This window comes from Bacteroides sp. CAG:189 (assembly GCF_000432295.1).
Lineage (GTDB): Bacteria > Bacteroidota > Bacteroidia > Bacteroidales > Bacteroidaceae > Bacteroides > Bacteroides salyersiae.
In genome coordinates, this window is record NZ_HF991125.1 from 107,843 (window position 1) to 113,825 (window position 5,983).

General features: G+C 40.1%; 4 protein-coding genes. 3 read left to right on the plus strand and 1 reads right to left on the minus strand.

What is annotated here, in order from left to right; translation table 11 throughout:
* The coding region (locus QVP90_RS18860) for a THUMP-like domain-containing protein (protein WP_288204922.1) at nucleotides 1–980 on the plus strand (980 nt) is incomplete at its 5' end.
* Nucleotides 981–1,183: 203 nt separating this feature from the next.
* Here the strand turns inward: QVP90_RS18860 and QVP90_RS18865 are convergent.
* Nucleotides 1,184–3,007: a mechanosensitive ion channel family protein gene (locus tag QVP90_RS18865; protein WP_288204923.1), complete on the minus strand. Its 1,824-nt coding sequence runs from the start codon at nucleotides 3,005–3,007 to the stop codon at nucleotides 1,184–1,186.
* 126 nt (nucleotides 3,008–3,133) lie between these two features.
* Between QVP90_RS18865 and QVP90_RS18870 the strand changes: the two genes are divergently transcribed.
* Both QVP90_RS18870 and QVP90_RS18875 read left to right on the plus strand, forming a co-directional pair.
* Nucleotides 3,134–4,090, plus strand: coding sequence for a calcium/sodium antiporter (locus QVP90_RS18870; RefSeq protein ID WP_021937292.1), 957 nt, complete (start codon nucleotides 3,134–3,136; stop codon nucleotides 4,088–4,090).
* A gap of 795 nt (nucleotides 4,091–4,885) precedes the next feature.
* The coding region (locus QVP90_RS18875) for a ligand-binding sensor domain-containing protein (RefSeq protein WP_288204924.1) at nucleotides 4,886–5,983 on the plus strand (1,098 nt) is incomplete at its 3' end.

Genomic DNA, 5,983 nt, shown 5'->3' on the forward strand with positions numbered 1-5,983 from the left:
CTTCCGAAACAACAGCACTCTACAAAGCCTCTTTGTTAAATGGAAATACGCTCACCGATCTAACAGGCGGTTTGGGGATCGATTGTGCTTTTCTGGCTACTAAATTCAAACATATATCGTATGTAGAACGCCAGGAAGAACTCTGTGAAATCGCTTCGCACAACTTTCCCCTGCTGGGCCTGAATCACATTACAATATACAATGAAGATGCCGTAACCCACTTACAGCAAATGAATCGGGAAGATTGTATTTTCATCGACCCGGCACGAAGAAACGAACACGGAGGAAAAACTGTTGCCATATCAGATTGTGAACCGGACGTAGCAAAACTGGAAGAACTTTTGTTATCCAAGGCCAACCGAATCATGATAAAACTATCCCCGATGCTCGATCTCAGTCTGGCATTAAAAACAATGAAACATACACAGGAAGCACATGTTATTTCTGTAAACAATGATTGCAAAGAGCTTTTGCTAATTATCGGAGATACCCCTCCCACACATCAGATACCGATCCATTGCATCAATCTCACATCCAAAGAAAAACAGAGCTTTGTTTTCACCCGTGAAGAAGAAGCAAGAGCGGAATGCACTTATACAGAGAAAGTAGGCACATACTTGTACGAGCCCAATGCATCCATTCTTAAAGCAGGTGCTTTCCGCAGCATCGCCGCTTCGTATCATACGAGAAAGCTACACCCCAATAGCCACCTGTATACCTCCGACGAATGGATAAAAGAATTTCCCGGAAGAGTTTTTCAGGTGACGGGGCAATGTTCCTTCAACAAAAAAGAGATCAAAGAATGTATCGGGGATATCAAGAAAGCAAATATTACCGTTCGGAATTTTCCGGCTACAGTAGCAGAAATCCGGAAACGTACCAAATTGTCTGATGGAGGCGAGACCTATCTGTTTGCCACCACCTTATCCAATGATCAGAAAGTACTGATAAGATGCAGCAAAGTATTTTCTAATTCGTAACTCCAATGTATCACATTTGTCACTTTCCGGTAAACATTTCGTAAAAGACACGAAATACCGTTCCCTTACTTTTGTAACGCATCAGTAAGGGATGGTCAAACAGGTAATCGACAAAACATTACCTTGGATATATAAATTCTACTCTTGAAATTAACACACGTGCAATAGGGTGTTTTCTTCGTGATGAAAGAAACACCCTTTTATTAATTGATGCCCTCTTTCGTATCTTCCGGTTTTACACCAGCTTTGGGTATAGTTGTCTCATTCCCATCCCGCACAGCCATATAATGTGGAGACATTATCTCGATATCCGCTTCTGTAAACACATCCTGAATACTTTGATACAGGTTAGAATAAATTTGCGTCAACTGATCGGCCTCTTTTATATAGGCATTAATCTGGTACACCGGATACCAATCCTGTAGCTCTGTTTCAAGTACAAAAGGTTCCGGATCGGCCATCACACCCGAGGTTGCTTTGGCTGCTTTCAACAGCAGCGCATGTACTTTACGCCAAGGAACATCATAGCCGATACTTACTTCTACATGGATGATCAATCCGTATGTACGCGCCGATGCGCTGTAGTTCACGGTATGTGACGACATGATAAAAGCATTCGGAATGGTAACCAGTTCGTTTTTCGGCGTTTTTATACGTGTCACGAGAGGAGTCTTTTCAATAACATTTCCAGTAGTATCGTTCAGTTTGATACGGTCACCCAATTTAAACGGACGCATATAAGTAATAACCAATCCTGCAATGATATTTCCGATAACGGTACTCGATCCCAAAGAAACAATCAAACCGACAAAAACCGAAATACCTTGAAAAACACCTGAATCAGACCCCGGAAGATAGGGATAGATCATCGCAATCATAAAGGCATATAGTAAAAAGCGTACAATATGATAAGTAGGCATGGCCCAATCCGGATAAAAACCGTTCAATTTCAGTCTTTCAGATTGTACTTCAGTAGCCAGATAATGCACAAACCGCACCAGGTATTTCACTGCATACCATATGACAAAGATCGTAAACAGGTTCGGAATATACTCTATTACACCGCTGAATATAGTTTTTACAGGATTCCATATATATGAGAATATCTGATAAGCAAGATTCTTTGTCTGCGGGAAAATAGAGAATAATAACGGTACGGTAAGCAACAACTGCAACAGCATGAAAACATAGCGAAGCAGATTTGATAAGAATATAAGCAGATTTACCTGTTTCTGAGTATCCAGCAACTCATAATCCTGAATAGAAATAGGCTTCAATTTCGTGTCCTTAAGCTTCTGAATACGCACTTTCAGTTTCCGGAACAGCCAAGTAGTTCCCTTAAATAATAAAAATTGCCCGACCAATACTAAAATGAAATAGAGAATCCGTTTGCCCAATTGCCACAACCCGTGCTCTTCTTTCATCTCTTTCAGTTTGTGCACTACTACCTGACGTTTATCGGCAGCGAGCTGGTCGCGTGTACGCCCTTCCCACAAACCATCTTGATCGGTAAATGAGGCAAGTACTTTATTTCCATACATCAGATCGGTAACGATATCACTGCTTTCCAAATATAAAGAGTCCGGCTGCAAATTGAATCGTTTACCTAACTCGGTGATAGCCGCAGCATTCATTTCCGCTCGCTGTTGGGGAGTATGACCGCCACGTTTGGCAAATATATAGAAAAGCGTGTCTCCTTCCACTACTACAGGAACACCCGGAGTAAATTTACGCAATGAATCGATACGCAACCTCTGTAAAGCCAGTTTTACGGAATCGGCAGCATATGCCCGCAATTTCATTTGTTCCATCTCCATCCGCATATTGGCTTCATTCAACCGTGCAGCTTCCAACTCCTCGCGCATCTTGGCTATATTTAATGAATCCGAGTCTGTTCGTATGACAGGAACAGTCTTCATCGTATCTTCTTCGGCAAGGAATTCACGGACTTTCTCTACTAACTGAGCCGATGCCCCACCGACCAATACTAATAAGATAAAAAGACAAAACAAACGGTTCTTTTTCATACAACATGACTTAGTTACCTCCATTCACGGACAGCATAATTTAAAAAGATGCACCAAACATACACAATGTTTTTGATATATCATCAAAGTAGAATCATTATATTTGCGCAAAAATCTAAAAGCCATATGGATATATTACTTCTTGTCGGAGGCCTCCTCCTCATCCTGATAGGTGCCAACGGACTGACAGACGGTGCCGCATCCGTTGCCAAACGATTCCGTATTCCTTCTATCGTTATCGGACTTACCATTGTCGCATTCGGTACATCCGCCCCGGAGCTCGCAGTCAGCGTCTCTTCCGCCCTGAAAGGAAGCGTAGATATCGCTATCGGAAATGTAGTGGGAAGCAATATCTTCAATACATTAATGATAGTAGGCTGTACCGCATTATTCGCCCCCATCGTTATTACCCGGAATACATTAAGGAAAGAAATTCCCCTTTGTATACTTTCATCCATCGTATTGCTGATCTGTGCCAACGACATATTGCTGAACCATGCCACAGAAAATGTCATCAGCATCACCGACGGATTGTTGCTGCTATGTTTTTTTGCTATTTTTTTGGGATATACATTTGCCATTGCATCGAGCGGCAACAATGAAAGCCAGGATGAAGAAATCCGTCAGTTGCCTATGTGGCGTTCCATCCTCTATATTATAGGTGGTCTTGCCGGACTGATTTTCGGCGGGCAATGGTTTGTGGAAGGAGCCAGCAATATTGCCCGCAGCCTGGGTGTAAGCGAATCGATTATCGGACTTACTTTAGTGGCCGGGGGAACTTCCCTGCCCGAACTGGCCACTTCGATCGTAGCCGCATTGAAGAAGAACCCGGAAATAGCGATTGGAAACGTGATCGGCAGTAACCTATTTAATATCTTCTTTGTACTTGGATGTAGTGCTTCCATCACTCCATTGACTTTGAGCGGCATCACCAACTTCGATCTATGGGTTCTCGTCGGGTCAGGAATACTGCTCTGGCTGTTCGGACTATTCTTTGCTAAACGTACAATCACACGAATTGAAGGAGGGATTATGATACTGTGCTATATAGCCTATACAACGGCTCTTATTCTCAAACTATAATAAATAATAATGAGCTAATTTACCAATGTGCCAATTGGCCACGCTGTATACCGCATGATATTGGCACATTGGCAAATCAACATATTGGCAAATTATTCGAAACTTGAACCAATATGAATCAACCGTCTACTACATATCTTTAATCAGGAACAGAAGTAAAGAGAGATGTGTATAATGGTTCATTTTTTTTACAACACCCAAAAGAATTACATAACTCCCATAACCCATTTGTTGCAATTTACAAACAACACCATTTTTCCTCTACGTCAAATACACCGTTTCTCGTAGAGGAACAGAGCGAGTCCCGTAGAGAAACAAGCCAATCCTCGTAGAGAGAAAATACAATTCTGTAACAATTTAATAATCAACAAAATACAAACATGTCAATTTATAAAATATTTTCTTAAGCAAATTATTATATTTTGATTTGTGAAACAAGAATATAAAACAACAAATAATTACAAATAACAATTCATTCTCCTATCACAACCAACACCTCCTAAGAAGCATTCGAATATAAAAGTCCCCCCTCAAATATAAATTTCTCATACCATTTGCTTATCTTCGCCCTTAATTTATTCAAAATGCTTTTTTATTATTTCAAAAGATAAGTCAGGTTCTGTATTATTTCATATGAATTAAAAATATAGAAACCTTAAATTCAGCAAGCTATCAGTACATGACTTACTTTTTATATGTTAACTCACAGATTAACAAACTATTATTAAAAAACTGAATAAGAACATGATGTACCGGGTTATATTTTACTTCTTTCTCCTATGCAGTTCATTGTTTGTGAATGCAAATCCAACTTACTTTGCTCATGAGCGTTTTGAGAAATTTGGTATACAAGATGGATTATCCAGTAGTAAAGTATTTGATATAAAACAGGATAAGGACGGCTATATTTGGTGTGCTACGGATGAAGGTTTCTGCCGCTTTGACGGTATTGCCTTTAAAAATTACAGATGGGCTTTTGAAAACTCCTTGGATTTTACAAACCAACAGGCCCTCAAGATATATTGTGATGAAAACCGTATCTATATCGGTACAAATTTCGGGCTATTGATGTATGATGTAGAAACCGATACCTATAAAATCTTAAAGAACAACGCACTTCAGTCCGAAAACAATTTATACTCCGTTCATTCAATCATAAAAAGAAAAGAGGGAGGTTTATGGATAGGAACTTATGGAAATGGCGTATACTCTTTCGACCCGGAGACAGAATCCTTCAACCGCCTTTATTATCAAGCATCCGACGATCGTGTTCTGAGCCTGTATGAATCACCTGAGGGTTTATTATATATAGGTACCCATTTTGGAGGACTGGATATTGTACATTTAAACACACGTTCGGTGACCAATTATAGTGTACAGAATCGTAATTTCCCGGATAGCCAGATAGAAGCTATTTTTCGGGATTCTTATGGGGACACCTGGGTAGGGACCTGGAAAGGATTAATGCGCTTTGTAAAAGGGAAAAAAGAGCCGGAACTAATCGAATTGGATGAACTGAAAAATGCGAAGGTAAATTGTATAGAGGAAAATCGGTTGGGACAGTTATGGATTGGAACAGAGTATTTTCTATGTTCCATTAAGCTAAAGGAGAGTGATGAGGAAATAAAAAAAGCAGACACCAAATTCTACTATGAATCGGAGACGGAAACCGGACTATCCTACAAGACAATCCGATCGGTACTAAGCGATAAGAATGACAATCTATGGATCGGTACTTATGGCGGAGGAATAAATTTTGTAAATCAGCGTAAACAAAAATTTAATTATATCACAAGCGATATCCTTTTGACCAATAGTTTGTCTTACAAACATGTTTCCTCTTTCAGCGAAGACAAGTACGGCAATCTTTGGATTACTACCGACGGCGGTGGT